Below are 15989 nucleotides of genomic sequence, written 5' to 3'. Positions count from 1 at the left end.
TGCTCGGCGTGGAATTCCCGTCCGGCGTCCGCGGAGGACGGCCGGACGGGAAATCGGCTATCGCGCACCTGCCTTGTCCGCGGTGAGCACCACGAAACCCGCGCCGGGGAGATCGGCGAACTTCTCCATCCCGTCGACCAGCCCCGCGACCTCGGTGCCGTAGTCGCCAAGCTCGGCGAGCCTTTCGGAGTTCGCCCCGATCCACGCGCTCATCAGCTTCAGCGTGGGTGGCATGACCTCGCGGTAGACGTCCTCCAGCCGGTTCACCAGCAGGCCGGCGTCGGCGAACATCTTCGGGTACTCGTCGACGAACGGCTGCTCGGGCAGGTTGTACATCTCGTAGAGCTCGCGCAGGAACGCCAGATGCTCCTCGTCGTTCACCCGGTGCAGCATCGGCTGGGCGCAGACGAACCGCCCGCCCGGTCGCAGCACAGCGGCGATGGACCTGAGCACGTGTCGCTGGTCGGGCATGTGCTCCAGCGACTCGATCGCGAACACCGCGTCGAAGGACTCGGCGTCGAACTGCATCTCCATCGCGTCGACCAGCTCGAACCGCACGCGGTCCGCGACACCGGCGTCCTGGACACGTGCCTGCGCGATCTCCCACTGCTCGGTGCTGATGGTGATGCCGACGACCTCGACCTGCGCGGCCTGGGCCAGCCGGACCGCGGGCGCGCCGGTCCCGCACCCGAGGTCGAGCACGCGCTGCCCCGGTGTGACGGCCAGCCGTTCGACCACCAGGTCGGTCATCGCGTCCGCTGCGTCCCGCATCGTCACGCCGTCGTGCGAGCCACTGCGGAAGTAGCCGAAGTGGTGGCTGTCACCGAGCATGTCCTTGGACAGCGCGGCGATCTTGTCGTACATCTCGCCGATGCCTTCCGGCTTCGGCTCGAACGTCTCGCTCATGCTCGCTTCCCCGATCGGACCGAGGCACGGTCGACCCAGGTGGCGTACTGCTTGCGGAACCGCAGCACGGCCTGGTCGTACCGGACCGGAACAGAAGTGCTGGTGTCACTGGCGTTTCGGTAGATCAGGAGGTCTTCCCTGGTGCCCCACCAGTGGTGTGCCCGGTAGGCCGCGAGGGTCAGCGCGTCTCGCGCCGGGTTGCCGGTGCGGCGCACCAGCGACCAGCCACGCATGATCGTCTTGCCCTCGGCGACCGGCGTGATGCCGAGCAGCTCCTTGACGACCACCTCGCCGTTGAGCAGGAACGTCAGCCGTTGTCCCGCCGGCCACCCGTCGACCAGCAGGTCGAAGCGTTCCGTGCGGATGCCCATCGCCTTGATGGCGGGCGGCAGCTCCAGCCCGCGGAACTCCAGGCGCGCACCGGTCCACGCGCCGCCCCCGATGGGAGGCCCGTTCTCCGCTGCGTCCTCCTGGTCTGACAACACGACCGTCCGCAACGGCTCGCTCGACTGCACCCCGTGCAACGCCATGAAGTGGTAGTGGTCCAAGGCGTTCTCGAGGATCCGGCGCGGTGACGCCGAGGTGGTGTGGGAAAACCGGTAACCCAGGTACCGGTGCCGGTCCGCGTCCAGCGCGGGCACCTCCGGCAGCGAGTAGGCGGGGTGACCGTCGCCGTACCAGGCCCAGACGTAGCCGTACCGCTCCTCGACCGGGTAGGCCCTCGACTTCACGGCGCGCGGCAGTCCCTCGACGCCGGGCACGTCCACGCACGCGCCGGACGCGTCGAACTTCCAGTGGTGGAACGAGCACCGCAGCCGGCCGTCGACCACCTTGCCGATCGCGAGGCTCGCCCCGAGGTGCGGGCAGTGCCTCGGCATGATCGACGCGCGACCCTCGCCGTCGCGCCAGGCGACCAGCTGACGGCCGAACAGGTCGAGCTCCAGGGGCTTGCGCCCGATCTTCGACGACGGCAGCGCGATGTACCAGCCTGCGGCGAGCTGTGACTTCACGAGCGGCCTCGCACGTGGTCAGGCGCCTGCCGGCGCACGACGTCGACCCACTGCTGGTAGTACTTGCGAAAGCGCAGCACCCCGTTGTCGAGCGGGGTGCGCAACGTGCCCTCGTCCGCCTCGGTGGTGTCGTAGATCGGGATGTCCTGCGCGGTTCCCGCCCGGCTCTGGCCGTAGAGCATGACCAGGTTGAACAGCGTGCGCAGACCGGCACCGGTGCGCCTGGCCCCCGCCCAGCCGACCTGGGTCGTGACGCGGTCAGCGGTGGGCACGATCGCCAGCAGCACTTTGAAGAACTCCTTCCCGTCCACGTAGCCCGTGAAGCGCTGCCCACCGGGCCAGCCGTCGACCAGCAGTTGGAAGTTGCTGCCCGCGGCGAACGTCGCCGCCTTCGCCATCAGCCACCGGCCGGGGTCCTTCACCGGGTGCCCCGGTGTGGCCACGCCCTCGAACCAGGCGCCGAGCCAGGCATCGGTGTCTATCGGCGACCCGTTGTCCCTCGCCTCCGACTGCTCCTTGAGCACGCGGAACTCCGTGCGGTCGAGCGAAAGTCCGTGCAGCGTCTGGAAGTGGTAGAAGTCGAACGCGTTCTCCAGCAGCTGCCGGGACGTGCCGGTGGTGTGGTCGGTGTACCGGAAACCGATGTACTGGTCGCGGTGTTCGCCCAGCGCGGGGAAGTCCGGCAGGGCGAAGAGCGGTTCCGGTGAGCCGTACCAGACCCAGACGTAGCCGTACCGCTCCGCCGTCGGGTACGTCGTCACCTTGGCGGTGGCGGGGATCCGCGGCGAGCCCGGGATCTGCACGCAGGCACCGGACCCGTCGAACAGCCAGCCGTGGAACGGGCACCGCAGCAGTCCGTCCGCCACTTTGCCCAGCGCGAGGCTCGCGCCCTGGTGCGGGCAGTACCGCGGGGCCAGAACGGGTCTGCCCGCCGCGTCCCGCCACGCCACCAGGTCACGGCCGAAGAGCTGCACCGGAACCGGCCGCTTCCCCAGTTGGGCGGACGAGAGGCCGACGTACCAGCTCGCGGCCAGGTCGAGCGGGACGGGGTCGACGGTCCGGACGGGTTCGGACAGCCGTCGTCGGGCATGATCAGTCATCAGTCGGCTACCTGGTCATTTCGAACGGGAGCCGACGTAGTCGGCGATGGCGAACAGCGGAACGGCACCGTCACCGAGAGGACACACCTCGCGCTTGGCCGACTCGATGAGGTCGGCGGCGCGCTCACGTGCCCGGTCGAGACCGAGCAACCGCGCGAAGGTGGACTTGCGCATCTTCTCGTCCTTGTGCGGCGTCTTGCCCAGTTCGTCCAAAGTAGACGTCACATCGAGCACGTCGTCGATGATCTGGAACGCCAGGCCGATCTTCTCGCCGTAGAGCGAGACCCTCGTGATGGTTCCTTCGTCGGCGCCCGCCAGCACGGCACCACTGACCACGGAGGCGACCAGCAGCGCACCGGTCTTGCGCGCACACATCGACTCCAGCTCCGCGAGCTGGGCGTCGGGCCGGTTCTCCAGCCCGACGTCGGCGACCTGCCCACCGATCGCGCCGTTCACCCCGATGGCGTTCAACAGCGTCTGGACCACCCGCAGCAGCCGGTCCGGTGGCGCTTGCGTGTTCTGCATGACGTGTTCCAGCGAGTACGCCAGCAACGCGTCACCCGCGAGCAGCGCGATCCCCTCGCCGAAGACCTTGTGGTTCGTCGGACGGCCCCGGCGGAAGTCGTCGTTGTCCATCGAGGGGAGGTCGTCGTGGATCAGTGTCGCGGTGTGCAGCATCTCCAGCGCGACCGCGGTCGGCATCGCGACCTCCTCGCGGCCTCCGATCGCCGCGCACGCGGTCAGGCACAGGATCGGGCGCAACCGCTTGCCGCCGGCCAGCAACGAGTACCGCATCGACCGGTGGAGCGGGTCCGGCTCGGTGAGCCGGACGGCCCGCTCGAGTTCCCGCTCGACGATCTCCTGATATCCCCGCAGATACGAGGATAATTCGAATTCTTTCAACACCAGACATACCCCCCAGAGGTAGATCTGAACCGACGACGAACGTATCTGCGGATGAACGCAGTGTCAACAAAGGGTGGCCTCAAGGTGAACTAAGCCTGGACGACACGCGCCGGGAGGCCGTATGGTGCAGTGGCGATCAGGATGGGGGCTTGACCGTTGGGGGATATCAACATGCGCCTTTCGAGGCAGGCGCTGCCGCGCGAAATGACTACAGACAGTGTCCTGAGCTGGGCAAACACTGAGGTCTGGCAACTGCGGACGCAGTTGACCAATCGATAGCGCGCATACCAGGAACCGCTGCAACGGCGCAGCTCATTTACGCGTGGCTTGGAATCGTGTCGACCGGGTCGCGTATTCAGCGCGCGCAAAAAATGTCCCGCAACCGAGAGGTGGGTCGTGATAGCAGAAGCACCGGGAAAGAGCGCCTTGATCGGACATGCGCTTCCACTGCTGACTGATCCGCTTCGATTCCTGGCGGCTCTGCCCGAATCCGGTGACCTCGTGCGCGTACGGGTGGGACCGGTTCAGGTCGTCGTCGTGTGCGACCCGGAACTGACCAGGAAGGTGCTGGTCGACGACCGCACCTTCGACAAGGGCGGACCGTCGTTCGACTCCGGGCTCGACGACTTCGGCGACGGTCTCGCATCGGTGCCGCACAGCAGGCACCGGCGCCGGCGCCGGCTCGCCCAGCCGTCGTTCCACCACTCCCGCTACCCCGCTTACGCGCGGATGATGAGCGGCCACATCGACACCGCCACGAAGGGCTGGCGCACCGGCGACGTCCTGGACGTGCGGACCGAGATGACGTCGTTGTCCATGGCCATCGCGGTCGACACCATGTTCTCCTCCGCGCTGCCGGCGGCACGGCTGCGGCAGGCCGTCGAAGACCTGCAGACGTTCGTCAGCGGCATCCACCGCACGATGGTGCTGCCCGGCCCGATCGCACGGCTTCCGTTGCCCGCCAACGTCCGCTACCGCGCGGCCGTTGACCGGTTGCGGCGCACCGTCGCCGAGATCGTCACCGAACGCAGGGCGACCGGCGGCGACCACGACGACCTGCTGTCGTCGCTGCTGCTGGCGCGCGACAGCGACGACGACACCGACCAGGGCCTCACCGACTCCGAGGTCGTGGACGAGGTGCTCACCTTCTTCGCCGCCGGCTCGGAGACGATCGCGGGCACCATCTCGTGGGCCCTCTACCTGCTGGCGAGCCACCCGCAGGAGTACCGGCGGCTCCGCGACGAGGTCGACCGCGTCGTGTCCGGCGACGCGGCCACCTTCGACGACGTGCCGAAGCTCGAGCTCACCAGCCGGGTCGTCACCGAGACGCTGCGCCTCTACCCGCCCGCGTGGATCGTCACCCGCAGCGTCACCGCGGACACCGTGCTGGGCGGGCACGCGTTGCCGGCCGGCACGTTCGTCGCCTGGAGCCCGTACGTCCTGCACCGGCAGGACGCGTTGTTCGAGAACGCCGAACGGTTCGTGCCGGACCGGTGGGACGACACGCTCCACGAGCGACCACACCGCACTTCGTTCATCACGTTCGGCGGCGGCGCCCGCAAGTGCATCGGCGACCACTTCAGCTACGTGGAGGCGACGCTGGCACTCGCGACGATCACCAAGCGCTGGACCCTGGAACTGGTCGACGGCGGTCGGGTGAAGCCCGCGCCTTCGACCACCCTCTACCCGAAGAACCTCAGGATGCGCGTGGTCAGCGCGGACCAGGCATGAGCAGGGCCTCGTTCGTCGCGCTGCGCAAGGCCGGTGGGATCTTCCGGGACTACGTGCTGCACCTGTACTTCCCGGCGCATCGGCTGACGAGGTGGCAGCGGTTGCGCTGCATCCCGTTCCTGTTCCTCATCGAGTACCTGGTCTACCGCGTCGACGCGGTCGCCGAGCACACCAGGAGCACGGACCTCGACGTCGACGGCAACGCCGACTACGACAAGCTGGTGCGGTACAAGAAGAAGTTCGCCGCCCTGCTGCGCAAGGTGGGCGCATACAACGAGGCCGTGGCGTTCGAGCTGGACATGGGCGAGCAGTACGTGCGCCTGGAGAACAAGTCGACCACTCGTGGTGCTGCCGACCACGACCAGGTGCTCCGGCTCGCCGAACTGCGGCCGTCGGACGTGCGGTTGCTGCACGGCATGACGTTCGCCCTGCTCGGCAGGCCCGTCGACGACAAGGTGCTGAAGCTCCTGTGGCCCGTCGAGGTGCTCGCCGACATCGGGAACGACCTGCTGCACTACGAGGACGACGTCGCCGCCGGCAACTTCAACACCTACGACGCCTTCGTGCGGCTGTACGGAACAGCCGCGCCACAACGACTGCGCGCCGAGATCACCCGTTACGAGCAGCTGGTGCAGGCGGAGCTGGAGAAGTTCCCGGCCGCCCGGCGCACCGAGCTCGCCGCGCTCTGCGCGCAGCGGTACCGCCCGAGCACCGAACGGATTCCCGCACCACAACTTCCCGGCACCGGCCGGGCAGCTGATCACGAGAGGGCTCCATGACCTCGTCCATCGTCGTCGTCACCGGCGTCGCCTGCGCGATCTTCTGGTTGATCGCCTACGTCGGGATCATCTACCGCGGCTTCAAGGACAAGACCTACGGCATGCCGATCGCGGCACTCGCCGCGAACCTCTCGTGGGAGGCCGCGTACGGGTTCTTCATCAACCCGTTCGGCGACCACATCCACACCCTCAGCATCGCCTGGTTCGTCGTGGACGTGATCATCTTCTACCAGGTGTACAGGTACGCGCCGACCGAGTTCGAAGAGCCGGTGCGCAGGTACGTCAGGCCGATCCTCTTCGCCGCTGTCGCTGTCGCCTACCCCGCCGTGCACCTGGGGTTCTTCGAGTTCAACGACCCGGACGGCGAGTACACCGGGTTCGGCGTCAACTTCATGATGTCGATCCTTTTCGTGACGATGCTGATCAGCCGGGGGAGTTCGCGGGGGCAGTCCCTCTACATCGCGTTCGCCAAGTTCATGGGCACGTTCCTCGCCTGGCTGGCCACCGCGCTGACCGTCACCACGAGCACCACCAAGGCGCTGCCCGACAGCTTCTGGTCGTTCTGGGCCGACAGCCTGAGCCATGAGAAGTACCCGCTCACGCCGTTGATCAACTACCTGTACCTGGTCGTCTTCGTGTTCGACGTCGCGTACATGGTCCTGCTGTACAAGCGGCTCAAGGCGGACGGGCGCAAGCCACTGCGGCACTTCTGACCTGGTCACCGGTGCGGCATCCCCGCCGGCCGCGACGGCTCACCCGGACGAGGCGGGGTCCTGGAGGCTGAACATCGAACCGGGGTTGAACAGGTTTTCCGGGTCCAGTGCGCGTTTGATCTCGCGGTGGACGCGGAGGCCGACCGGGCCGATCTCCTTCGCGAGCCACTCCCGCTTGACCTTGCCGACGCCGTGCTCGCCGGTGATCGTGCCGCCGAGCGCCAGCCCGAGGGCGAGGATGTCGTCGAACGCCTTGCGGGCGCGGGCGAACTGGTCGGCGTCCGCGGGGTCGTAGACGATCGTCGGGTGCATGTTGCCGTCACCGGCGTGGCCCACGACGGCGATCTTGAGGCCGGTCGCCGCGGAGATGTCCTCACAGCCCTGGATGAGCTCGGCGATGCGGGTGCGGGGCACGCACACGTCGTCGGTCAGCCACGAGCCGTAGACCTCCAGCGCCGTGAGCACGGCACGGCGCGCGGTCAGCAGGTCACGGCCCTCGCTCACGTCGTGCGTGGCGTACACGAGGTCCGCCTCCAGGCAGATCTCCTCGATCTTGCGCAGCTCGTGGCGCGCCTGCTCGCCGCCCGCGTCGGACTGGCAGATCAGCAGCGCCGCACAGCCGGGACCGGCGCCGAGCTCGGTCCTGAGGTACTGCTCGACGGCCTCGATCGAGGTGCGGTCCATGATCTCCATCAGCGACGGCACCAGGCCCTCGCGGACGATCCGGCTGACCGCGGCACCGGCCGTCGCGGTGCTGCTGAACGCGGCGACGAGCGTGGCGGGGGCCTGCGGCAGCGGTTTCAGCGCCAGCGTGGCCTTCGTGATCACGCCGAGGGTGCCCTCGGAGCCGATGAAGAGCTTGGTCAGGTCGTAGCCGGCGACGCCCTTGACGGTGCGGCGGCCGGTCCGCAGCACCTCGCCGTCGGCCAGCACCACCTCCAGCCCCAGCACGGAGTCGGTGGTCACGCCGTACTTCACGCAGCACAGGCCGCCCGCGTTGGTGGCGAGGTTGCCGCCGATCGTGCACCAGTCGTAGCTGCTCGGGTCCGGCGGGTAGAACAGCCCGTGCTTCTCCACCGCGCCGCGCAGGTCGAGGTTCACGACACCGGGTTCCACGACGGCGAGCCGGTTGTCGGTGTCGACCTCGACGATCGCGTCCATCTTCGTGGTCACGAGCACCACGCAGCCCTCGACCGCGTTCGCGGCACCGGACAGACCGCTGCCGGCGCCGCGCGGGACGACGGGCACGCGGTGCCGCGCGCACGCCCGCACCACGGCCTGGACCTGCTCGGTGTCCGACGGGAACACCACCGCGAGCGGACTGCCGAACGGGGCGAGCGGCATCATGTCCCGCTGGTAGCCCGCCGTGACGTCGGCGTCCGTGAGCACGCCCGAGTCACCCAGTGCGGTGCGGAGTTCGCCGAGCAGGGTCTCCATGTCAGCCACGCTAGCGGGACCGGCCGGTTCCTTCGAGGGTGAACGAGCACGGGCGAGTTCACCCGGTGACCGGGCGTCCTCAACCCGGATTTGGCCGGCCCGTCGCACCGATGTCGCCGCCCTGCCGGCGGGCACGACGTAGGCTGGTTCACCGTGGCGCACGCATTCGCCTCGCTGGAGACCGCAGGTCCGGTGGCCGTGTGGCTGATCGTCCTGAGCTTCATCTTCATCGAGTGCGCATTCATCTTCGGGTTGTTCCTGCCCGGTGACTCGCTGCTCTTCGCGGCCGGGGTGGTCCTGGCGGCACACGGCAGCGAGGTCTCGGCGTGGGCGCTTTCGGCGGTCGCACTGGTCGTGGCCGTGGTCGGCAACCAGGTCGGGTACCACATCGGCAAGCACACCGGCACCCGCGTGCTGGCCCGCAAGGACGGGAAGGTGCTGAACCGGCAGAACCTGGAGAAGGCCCGCCGGTTCCTCGACCAGCGCGGGTTCTGGGCCGTCGTGCTGGCCCGCTGGCTGCCGTGGGTGCGCACGCTCGCGCCGATGATCGCCGGAGCGGCCCGCATGGACGTGAAGCGGTTCACGCTGGCCACGACCATCGGTGCCGTCGCCTGGGTGCCGACGCTCGTGCTCGCCGGCTACTACGGCGCCGGCGTCCTGGAGCAGCTGCCCTGGCTGGAGACGGCGGCACTGGTCGTCAGCGTCGCGTTCTTCCTCGTCGGCACCGGGTGGGGCGTCTGGCGCTACCGGCAGGAGATGCGCAAGCCGATCGACGAGGCGGCCGAGCTGGAGCCCTCCGCCCGCCGGAGCTGACGGCGGGGGCTCGCGGCCCGGTCAGAGCACCTCGGTGATCAGCAGGTCCGCCGAGCCCTTGGACGAGTTCACCATCAGCGCGTTGACGTGGTCGGTGCCGTGCAGCACGCGTTCCTCGGCCTCGGACAACGTGCGCCCGTACCGCAGGTGGCGGTCGATGAGCCGCTGCACCCGCACGTCCTCGTCGATGAACAGGAACCACGCCTCGTCGAGGATGATCCGGACGCGCTTCCACTTGTCGTAGTTGAGCAGCAGGTAGTTGCCCTCGGTCACGACCAGCGGGACGTCCGGGTGCACCGGCACCGCGCACGCGATCGGTTCCTCGACCTCCCTGCGGAACTCCGGCGCGTAGATCATGTCCGGCCCGCACGCCTTGATGCGGCCGAGCAGGTCGACGTAGCCGGGGATGTCGAACGTGTCCGGCGCGCCCTTGCGCTCGACCAGCCGCAACCGCTCCAGCTCGCTCTGCGCGAGGTGGAAGCCGTCCATCTCGACGAGCACGGCCTGCCCGTCGAGCGCCTCGACGAGCCTGCGCGCGAGTGTCGACTTGCCGGAGCCGGGAGCTCCGCCGATCCCGAGGATCTTGCGTTCACCCATGTCGGTGAGCGCCTTGGCCCGCTCTAGCAGCTCTTCGAACCTGACCTGCTGTCCTGCCACCGTGCCAGCTCCTCAACCCAGTCCCCGATCACACCGACCCGAACGGCGGCGGCCTGCGACGCGAAGCCTATGGCCGCGACCGGGTCGGCTCCTGACGCCAGCGCGTAGGCGTACGCGCCGTGCCAGACGTCACCGGCACCGTTCGTGTCCTTCACCTGCACCGCCGGCACGGGCACCGCCCCGGTCGAGCCGTTCCACGACCAGGTCACGGGTGCGGGGCCGTTGGTGCGAACCACCAGCGGGACCCCGTACGAGTGCACCTCGGCAGCGGACCGCTCGAACCCCGAAGCGCAAGCGGCCACGTCGACCAGCGGCAACAGGTGATCGAGGACAGGTTTCCAGCTCCCGGCGTCGAGCACCACAGGCAATCCCGCCGCTTTCGCCGCACGGGCGGCGGGCAACGCCAGTCCGTCGTGGTGCCCGTCCAAGAGCACCACGTCCGCGGCGGCCACGAGATCGGACAAATCCGGCGCGATGACCGGCACCGAGGCGTTGCGCGACACGACCGTGCGCTCCCCATCAGCATCTCTGACGACGACCATGCTCACCGGCGTCGTCCCCTCGACGGCGACGACGTGGACCGGCTCCAACCCGGCCCGCACGAATTCACCCAGTGCGTCGGCGCCCAGGGCGGTGAGAAGTGACGAAGATCCGCCCAGCGCGGCCACCGCCCGTGCCGCGTTGGCCGCCGGACCGCCGGGGGCGAGGTGCGCCTCGGCCGACCTGACCTTCTCGCCGGGAGCGGGGAACGCGGCCACTCGCTGGGTGACGTCGAGAGTTGTGAGCCCGACACACAGCACGGCTGCCATCTGGCCTTCCTCCAAACGGGTAAGGTCCCGGCCATGGTCACCATGCGGGATGTCGCGGCTCTCGCGGGGGTCTCCATCACCACGGTGTCACACGTGATCAACGAGACCAGGCCGGTCGCCGGGGACACGCGCGAGCGCGTGCAGAAGGCGATCGACGAAACCGGGTACACCGGTGACGCCATCGCGCGGTCGCTGGTCATGGGTGGCACGAAGTCGCTGGGCCTCGCGGTGTCGCTGGTCTCCCACCCGTACTTCGCCGAGCTGATCGCGGCCATCGAGTCGGAGGCGACGAGAGCGGGCTACTCGCTCGTGCTGATCGACACCAGGGACACGCCCGAGTCGGAGCAGGTCGCGGTGCGGATGCTGCGGTCGCGCCGGGTCGACGGGCTGCTGCTGACGCCCTCCGCCGGTGCGGGCAGCCAGGTGCTGCCGGAGCTCAAGCGGCTCGGCATCCCGACCGTGCTGGTGGACCGCCTGACCGTGGCGAAGGACATCGACCAGGTCGGCCCGGAGAACGTGCAGGCCACCTCCGGCCTGGTCACGCACCTGGCCGAGCTCGGCCACCGCCGCATCGGCATCGTCTGCGGCAAGGCCGGCGTGGCCACGACCGAGGAGCGCGTCCTCGGCCACCGCCTCGGCCTCGGCCGCGCGGGCCTGAAGTGGGACGAGTCCCTGGTCTCGCAGAGCGGCTGGCTCGCGCCGCTGATCGACCAGGACGACCCGGTCACCGCCGTCGTCGCGGCCGACCACCTGGTGACGGTCGGCATGCTGCACGAGGCCCGCGCCCGCGGCCTGAAGCTCGGCACGGACCTGGCCGTCGTGGCCTACGACGAGGTGGAGTGGGCGACGCTGATCGACCCGCCGCTGACGACACTGGCCCAGCCGGTCGAGGAGATCGGCCGCACCGCCGTGAAGCTGCTGCTGTCGCGCATCGCCGACCCGTCCCGTCCCGCGGAGACCATCCGGCTGGCCCCGTCGCTGCTGCACCGGCAGTCCTGCGGGTGCTGATCCCCGGCCTGGTCTCGGTGACGTTCCGGCAGCTGTCGGTCGGCGAGATCGGCGAGCTGGCGCTGGACTGCGGTCTGCAGGCGGTCGAGTGGGGTGCCGACGTGCACGTGCCGCCCGGTGACTTCACGGCGGCGCGCCGCGCGGTGGACACGGGCCTGAAGGTGGCCGCCTACGGCTCGTACTACCGCGCAGGCGTGACGGACCGCGCGGAGCTCGCCGCCGTGCTGGAGACCGCGGCCGAGCTGGACGCACCGCTGGTCAGGGTGTGGGCCGGCACGGCGGGCTCGGCCGAGTGCGCCGACCGCGGCGCCGTGGTGGAGGCCCTGCGGCACGCCGTCGAGCACGCCGACGCCGCAGGCACCCGGATCGCGCTGGAGTACCACCGCAACACGCTGACCGACACGCTCGACTCGGCCGTGCGGCTGCTGGACGAGGTCGACGGCGTGGTGCCGTACTGGCAGCCGAGCGGCGGCCAGGACGTGTTCTCGGCGGTGCACGAGGTCCGCACCCTGGAACCGGTGACCGCGCACGTCTTCTCCTGGGGCCCCGGCGGCTTCACCGACCGCCTGCCCCTGTCCGCCCGCCGCGACCTGTGGAAGCCGGTCCTCGGCGAGCTCGCACGCGACGGCGTCGACCGCAACGTGCTGCTGGAGTTCGTGCGCGACGACTCCGCCGACCAGTTCCGCGAGGACGCCAGGACCCTGCTGGGCTACCTCGCCGCGTCGTGACGTTCGAGCAGGGCCGCCGCCTCCAGGCACATCCACCCGCCCAGCTGCACCGACAGGTCCCTGCTCTGCGCCTCCTCGGCCGGCACGCTCCACTCCGGACCGAACAGCGGCCCGCTGACCGCCACCGTCCGGTTGGCCCACGCCGCCTCCGCCGACTCCACCACCAGCTGACGGGCGAGCTCGGCGGCCCCCTGCTGCGCGGGGTCGAGCCGCGGCATCTCCACCGCCGCCAGGGCGAGGTAGCGCACGAGGATGCCCGCGAACAGGCCGCCGTCGCCTTCGCCCTGCCCCTTGACCACCCCACCGATGGCGAGGTCGTCGTACACGGCCGTGATGGTGCGCGCGGCCTTCTCCAGCCACTTCTGCTGCTGCCCGTGCTTGGCCAGCTCCACGCACGCACCGATGAGAACACCTTGGCAGTACGTGTAGATGTTCTTCTCGACCTCGCGGACCTCCCCGTCGGGGTGCACGTGCAGCCCGTCCCACGCGAGCCCGGAGGGGTCGACCAGGTGTTCCTCCACCCAGTCCACGATGGACCGCGCCTTGGCGAGGTCGGTCCCCTCGTTCTGCCGCGCGAGGAAGATGGCCGCGGGCCCGTTCGCCGGCACGTTCTTGAAGTCGTCGCCGCGCTTCCACCAGATCCCGCCACCGGCGTGGTCGGTCCACCCGTCGCGCAGCTGGTCCGCGATCTGCCGCACCGCCCTGGGCCGTCCGACCCCGATCTTCTCCGCCCGCTGCAGCGCCAGCCCCAGCCACGCGACGTCGTCGTAGTAGTCGTTGGTCCACCCGCTGACGTTGCGCACCCGGATGCCGCGGACCACCCGCACGATCGCCTGCCTGCGCGCCTCCAGCGGGTTGCGCTCGTACCCGTCGACCATGCAGTCGAGCAGGTGCGCCTGCCACCAGTAGTTGAACGGCGCGAAGACCTTGTCCCTGAACCTCGGCGGCCACCCGCAGGCCCCCAGGCTCGTGCCCGGCACACCCCACACCCGTCGCAGGTGCCTCGAATGCACGGCACGCTCCGCAACACCCGCCCGCGCGGCCAGCAGTTTCGCGATCACCACCCTGCAATGGTGAGTTCTTGACCGGTCAAGAAGCTCGGTGAACCGCCCAGTGGTAGAGACCCATGGCGACAGAAGTCGTCAGGTTGTAACTGCTCACCTTGGCGCGCATGGGAAGGCGGACGACCTTCGCCGCGCGCTGCCTCACCTCGTCGCTCAGGCCGTGCCGCTCGGAGCCGAACGCCAGCACGGCGTTGTCGGGGATCGGTCCCCTGAGCGGTTCGCCGTCGGCGTCGAAGGCGATCAGCGGGCCCGCGAAGTCGAGGGTGCCGGCCTTGGCGACGGGCAGGGCGAAGTGCAGGCCCGCGGATCCTCTGAGGACGTTCGGGTGCCAGGGGTCGACGTCACCGGTGGAGAGGACGCCGCCGGCGTCGAGGCCCGCGGCCACCCGGATCGCGGCGCCGAAGTTGCCCAGGTTGCGCGGGTTGTCGAGGAGGACGACCGGGGCGTCGCGGTCGAACGGGAGGTCAGGGCGGTCGGCGAAGCCCGCGACACCGGTCGGGTGGGTGCGGCCGACCCGGCGGACGAACTCCTCCTTCGTCACCTCGGTCGCCCGGCAGAAGGCCTCGACCAGGTCCGGTGCGTGCGACTCGGCGAGCCCGACGGCGGCGGGCCTGCTGGTGGTGACCAGCGACGTGACGTTCCCGCCGAAGCGCAGGGCGTGTTTGACGGCGTGGAACCCTTCGAGCAGCACGGACCAGACGTTACTGAACGCCCACCCGCCGGGCCGTCCTGGCACTCGCCGCGAACCCGGCCCAGGACACGACCACGACCGCCCCGAGCACCAGCTGCACCACCGTCGACGCGCTCTCCGGGTACCAGACGCCGTCGATGTAGTGGTCGATGAACCCGGTCTCCAGCACCGGCATCCCGGCGGCGGCCCGCAGGTCGTTCTCCCAGGTGGTCAGCGGGCACACGGTGGGCACCACGAGGCTCAGCACGGCCCACGCGGCGAGGGCGAGGTGGGGGTAGATCAAGCGGCGCCAGTGCCACGCGAGGAAACCGCCGGCCAGCAGGAACGCCAGCACGGCGAAGTGCAGGAGCACAACGGCTCCCGCGAGGAACCCGGCCATTCGCACCACCCCGTCCTCCAGACCAGGACGGGGTAGCTCGAACCGCGCTCGACGAAACTCAGGCGAGACCGAGGTCGTCGAGGTCCAGCAGGTAGCGGTACTGCAGGCCCTCCGCCTCGATGGCCTCGCGGGCGCCGGTGCCGCGGTCCACGACGGTCGCGACGCCGACGACCTCGGCGCCGGCCGCGCGCAGGGCCTCGACCGCGGTGAGGACGGAGCCGCCGGTGGTGGAGGTGTCCTCGACGGCCAGGACGCGCTGGCCGCGGACCTCGATGCCCTCGATCTGGCGCTGCATGCCGTGGGCCTTGGCGGCCTTGCGGACGACGAAGACGTCCAGCACGTCGCCGGTGGTGGCGGCGGAGTGCATCATCGCGTAGGCGACGGGGTCGGCGCCGAGGGTGAGGCCGCCGACGGCCACGAAGTCCCAGTCGGCGGTGAGCTGGCGGAGCAGCTTGCCGATCAGCGGGGCCGCGGCGTGGTGCAGCGTGGCGCGGCGCAGGTCGACGTAGTAGTCGGCTTCCTTGCCGCTCGAGAGGGTCACCTTGCCGTGCACCACGGCCAATTCGCTCACCAAGCGGGCGAGTTCCGACTTCGCGTTCGCGTCCAAGACCTGTTCAGTTCGCACAGGTCGCAAGCTTCGCACACGCGCCGCCGAGACGCCGCATACCCTGCATCACCGTGAACCTGTTGAGCGCGGACTCCTTCGTGGTGGACCAGCCGTGGACGCCGGTGCGGCTGATGCTGGGGTCGAGGTACTCGGTCGAGGCCTATGACGAACGCAACACCCTGCTGGGGTCGGTGCGCGAGACCAGGCGCGGGTTCGTCACCGCCCGCCTGCGCAACCTGAGCCTGTCCCGGTGGACGCCGTTCCGCCTGCTCGCCACCGGACCGGACGGCCGGCCGCTGCTCGTGATCACCAAGTCGGCCGGCGTGGGCAGGCGGCCGACGAAGGTGGCGTGGCCGGACGGGCGGCCGGTCGGCTCGATCGTGCCGCAACCGGGCCGGTACGCCCTGCTCGACGCCAACGGCACGCACCTCTGCCTGCTCGGCGACGTGCTGAAGCTCCACATCGGACAGATCACGAAGCGCAACGGCAAGCGGGTGCGCCGGGACGTCGCTCAGCTCCGCCCCGGCACCGCCGACCCCGTCCGGTCGCTCGCGGTCGCGGCCGTGGTGGCGTTCGACGTCGTCCGCGGGGTGGGGACGAACCACCTCGGCACCGGCGACGTCATCCCGGACTTCCTGTCGAGCTAGCGGC

The 15989-nt window shown here is 69.8% G+C and carries 18 protein-coding genes; 7 read left to right on the top strand and 11 right to left on the bottom strand.

The annotated features are described in order from the left end of the window. Positions 1–57: 57 nt before the first annotated feature. The 4 genes from ACZ7CH_RS01960 to ACZ7CH_RS01945 are packed head-to-tail and all read right to left on the bottom strand — an operon-like array spanning position 58 to position 3922. The gene (locus ACZ7CH_RS01960; protein WP_470372969.1) at positions 58–906 is read right to left on the bottom strand and encodes an SAM-dependent methyltransferase; all 849 of its coding nucleotides are present in this window, start codon (positions 904–906) and stop codon (positions 58–60) included. Further along, positions 903–1916, bottom strand: a complete 1014-nt coding sequence (locus ACZ7CH_RS01955; RefSeq protein ID WP_470372968.1) for a Rieske 2Fe-2S domain-containing protein — start codon at positions 1914–1916, stop codon at positions 903–905. Before ACZ7CH_RS01955 ends, ACZ7CH_RS01960 begins: the two co-directional genes overlap by 4 nt. Beyond that, a complete protein-coding gene (locus ACZ7CH_RS01950; protein ID WP_470372967.1) occupies positions 1913–3016 on the bottom strand; it encodes a Rieske 2Fe-2S domain-containing protein in 1104 nt (367 codons plus the stop codon). The genes ACZ7CH_RS01955 and ACZ7CH_RS01950 overlap by 4 nt, the downstream gene beginning before the upstream one ends. Positions 3017–3031: 15 nt before the next feature. Continuing rightward, positions 3032–3922 (bottom strand): polyprenyl synthetase family protein, encoded by an 891-nt coding sequence (locus tag ACZ7CH_RS01945; RefSeq protein WP_470372966.1) that lies wholly within the window; start codon positions 3920–3922, stop codon positions 3032–3034. Positions 3923–4318: 396 nt separating this feature from the next. Here ACZ7CH_RS01945 and ACZ7CH_RS01940 point away from each other — a divergent pair, with 396 nt between their 5' ends. Genes ACZ7CH_RS01940 through ACZ7CH_RS01930 form a run of 3 tightly spaced genes read left to right on the top strand, consistent with a single transcriptional unit; the run spans position 4319 to position 7145 of the window. Then, on the top strand, positions 4319–5653 hold the full coding sequence (locus tag ACZ7CH_RS01940; protein WP_470372965.1) for a cytochrome P450: 1335 nt from the start codon (positions 4319–4321) through the stop codon (positions 5651–5653). Beyond that, positions 5650–6432, top strand: coding sequence for a hypothetical protein (locus ACZ7CH_RS01935; protein ID WP_470372964.1), 783 nt, complete (start codon positions 5650–5652; stop codon positions 6430–6432). Before ACZ7CH_RS01940 ends, ACZ7CH_RS01935 begins: the two co-directional genes overlap by 4 nt. Continuing rightward, positions 6429–7145 carry a transmembrane-type terpene cyclase gene (locus tag ACZ7CH_RS01930; protein WP_470372963.1) on the top strand — a complete coding sequence of 239 codons (717 nt, stop codon included), beginning with the start codon at positions 6429–6431 and terminating at the stop codon, positions 7143–7145. Before ACZ7CH_RS01935 ends, ACZ7CH_RS01930 begins: the two co-directional genes overlap by 4 nt. A 39-nt stretch (positions 7146–7184) precedes the next feature. On the opposite strand, the gene ACZ7CH_RS01925 is transcribed toward ACZ7CH_RS01930, so the two are convergent. After that, positions 7185–8582: an FAD-binding oxidoreductase gene (locus ACZ7CH_RS01925; RefSeq protein ID WP_470372962.1), complete on the bottom strand. Its 1398-nt coding sequence runs from the start codon at positions 8580–8582 to the stop codon at positions 7185–7187. A gap of 153 nt (positions 8583–8735) precedes the next feature. On the opposite strand from ACZ7CH_RS01925, the gene ACZ7CH_RS01920 reads away from it, so the two are divergent. Next, complete coding sequence (locus ACZ7CH_RS01920) at positions 8736–9395, top strand: DedA family protein (RefSeq protein ID WP_360394220.1); 660 nt, start codon at positions 8736–8738, stop codon at positions 9393–9395. Between the two features lie 21 nt (positions 9396–9416). On the opposite strand, the gene ACZ7CH_RS01915 is transcribed toward ACZ7CH_RS01920, so the two are convergent. Together ACZ7CH_RS01915 and ACZ7CH_RS01910 are read right to left on the bottom strand one after the other, a co-directional pair. After that, a complete protein-coding gene (locus ACZ7CH_RS01915) occupies positions 9417–9992 on the bottom strand; it encodes a nucleoside/nucleotide kinase family protein (protein WP_360394837.1) in 576 nt (191 codons plus the stop codon). Positions 9993–10015: 23 nt separating this feature from the next. Beyond that, the gene (locus tag ACZ7CH_RS01910) at positions 10016–10861 is read right to left on the bottom strand and encodes a PfkB family carbohydrate kinase (protein WP_470372961.1); all 846 of its coding nucleotides are present in this window, start codon (positions 10859–10861) and stop codon (positions 10016–10018) included. A gap of 33 nt (positions 10862–10894) precedes the next feature. Between ACZ7CH_RS01910 and ACZ7CH_RS01905 the strand changes: the two genes are divergently transcribed. Further along, positions 10895–11869: a LacI family DNA-binding transcriptional regulator gene (locus ACZ7CH_RS01905; RefSeq protein ID WP_360394215.1), complete on the top strand. Its 975-nt coding sequence runs from the start codon at positions 10895–10897 to the stop codon at positions 11867–11869. Continuing rightward, positions 11863–12597 carry a sugar phosphate isomerase/epimerase family protein gene (locus ACZ7CH_RS01900; RefSeq protein ID WP_458429940.1) on the top strand — a complete coding sequence of 245 codons (735 nt, stop codon included), beginning with the start codon at positions 11863–11865 and terminating at the stop codon, positions 12595–12597. Before ACZ7CH_RS01905 ends, ACZ7CH_RS01900 begins: the two co-directional genes overlap by 7 nt. On the opposite strand, the gene ACZ7CH_RS01895 is transcribed toward ACZ7CH_RS01900, so the two are convergent. From ACZ7CH_RS01895 to pyrE, 4 genes are read right to left on the bottom strand one after another with little or no spacing between them, the layout of a single operon-like run. Next, the gene (locus ACZ7CH_RS01895) at positions 12579–13661 is read right to left on the bottom strand and encodes a glycoside hydrolase family 76 protein (protein ID WP_360394210.1); all 1083 of its coding nucleotides are present in this window, start codon (positions 13659–13661) and stop codon (positions 12579–12581) included. The two genes, ACZ7CH_RS01900 and ACZ7CH_RS01895, sit on opposite strands and share 19 nt — an antisense overlap. A 25-nt stretch (positions 13662–13686) precedes the next feature. Then, a complete protein-coding gene (locus ACZ7CH_RS01890) occupies positions 13687–14352 on the bottom strand; it encodes a TrmH family RNA methyltransferase (protein WP_470372960.1) in 666 nt (221 codons plus the stop codon). 10 nt (positions 14353–14362) lie between these two features. Continuing rightward, positions 14363–14731: a DUF2784 domain-containing protein gene (locus ACZ7CH_RS01885; RefSeq protein ID WP_470372959.1), complete on the bottom strand. Its 369-nt coding sequence runs from the start codon at positions 14729–14731 to the stop codon at positions 14363–14365. Between the two features lie 58 nt (positions 14732–14789). Further along, complete coding sequence (gene pyrE / locus ACZ7CH_RS01880) at positions 14790–15338, bottom strand: orotate phosphoribosyltransferase (RefSeq protein WP_470373180.1); 549 nt, start codon at positions 15336–15338, stop codon at positions 14790–14792. 71 nt (positions 15339–15409) lie between these two features. On the opposite strand from pyrE, the gene ACZ7CH_RS01875 reads away from it, so the two are divergent. Continuing rightward, a complete protein-coding gene (locus ACZ7CH_RS01875; RefSeq protein ID WP_360394202.1) occupies positions 15410–15985 on the top strand; it encodes a hypothetical protein in 576 nt (191 codons plus the stop codon). Positions 15986–15989: the final 4 nt, after the last annotated feature.

The organism is Lentzea sp. NPDC037011 (assembly GCF_055607425.1).
This window is presented reverse-complemented; position numbering and strand designations above follow the sequence as displayed.